The 1,178-nt window shown below is 70.7% G+C and carries 1 protein-coding gene and 1 pseudogene; both read right to left on the minus strand.

Annotated elements, in window-relative coordinates; genetic code table 11:
- Positions 1-324 (minus strand): annotated as a pseudogene (locus tag E0L17_RS10875) (hypothetical protein); the annotation flags it as partial.
- Positions 321-1,178 (minus strand): hypothetical protein (locus E0L17_RS10880; RefSeq protein ID WP_206109138.1); only part of this gene is annotated, 858 nt, incomplete at its 5' end. The pseudogene E0L17_RS10875 and the gene E0L17_RS10880, both read right to left, overlap by 4 nt.

Consider the following 1,178-nt stretch of genomic DNA (forward strand, 5'->3'; position numbering starts at 1 on the left):
CGCGTCGATCTCGGCGTTCACGGCGTCGACCATGCCGACCATGCCCGGCAGGCGGCTCCCGCAGGTGAGCCGCGCGTTGCTCAGGCGCTCGCGCCGGGCGAGGAAGCGCGCCTGTCGCCCGAGCTCGGTGGCGTAGCAGGCGACAACAAACACCGCGCCCAGACCAAAGCCAAGCGCTAGCAGCGCCACGAGTAACAAACCCTCAACCATGTGAAGCCCCTCGAAGAAACGAACCCACCCGTTCATGGTAGAGCTCTCGAGCAACCATTCGGCAACGGAATACAGCCAGCGGTAGAGCGGCTCGAGAAGCATGTCCGGGCTCATGCGACATCGCGCCTCGTGCCAACGAGAGTGCCGAGACCGCCGCACGCGAGGCAGAGCGGGACGCAGACGATGAGCGCGCGAACGGCCGGGGCGAAGCCGGTGGCGTCCGCGGCGAGCATGTCGGCGGCGCCGTTGCCCACGGCGGCCGTGGTGACGTAGGGCATCCAGGCGATGGCGGCCCCGAGCGCCGGGGCCCATCCCAGGCCGAGCGCGTCGCTCACAAGCAGGAGGAAGCTGAAGAACCCCTGTTCCACGGCACCCGAGAGCAGCAGGAACGCGACGATAAAGGCAATTGCTCGGCTGCGCGTGAGCTGTCCTGCCAGCAGCACAAGAAGCGCATAGGCGCACGAGATGAGCCAGCCCTCGCCCGCCCACGCCGCGACCTGCCAGAGCGGCTCGACGTCTGCCACGGGGCGCATGGTCACGAGGACGCCGAGCCCGGCGAACACGAGGTAGGCAAGCAGCAGCGCGCCCGAGAGGAGCGCCGCGAGCAGGCACTTCTCGGCGTAGTATGCCGCCCGGCCGCGAAGGGACGACAGGAGCGCCCGGTCGAAGCCGGCGTCGGAGTCCGCGCAGGAGAGGTGCGCGGCCACGAAGGGGGCGATGGTCGAGACGAGCATGACGGAGGCCCCGCGCCCGGCGAGGCGCAGGGCGCCCGCGCGCCCGGTGAGGCCGTCGTAGACGACGCCGGGCTCGAGCGGCCACCAGACGGTGAGGACGGCGGACCCCAGGGTGGCGAGCGCGACGAGGACAAGCAGCACCCACGGCCAGCGGGAGCGCGCCGTGCGGTAGAGGTCGGACCTGAGCAGCGCCATCATGCGGCATCCCTCCTCGAGACGAGCAGCGCGTCGGCG

It is taken from the genome of Olsenella sp. SW781, from assembly GCF_012027725.1.
Taxonomy (GTDB): Bacteria; Actinomycetota; Coriobacteriia; order Coriobacteriales; family Atopobiaceae; genus Thermophilibacter.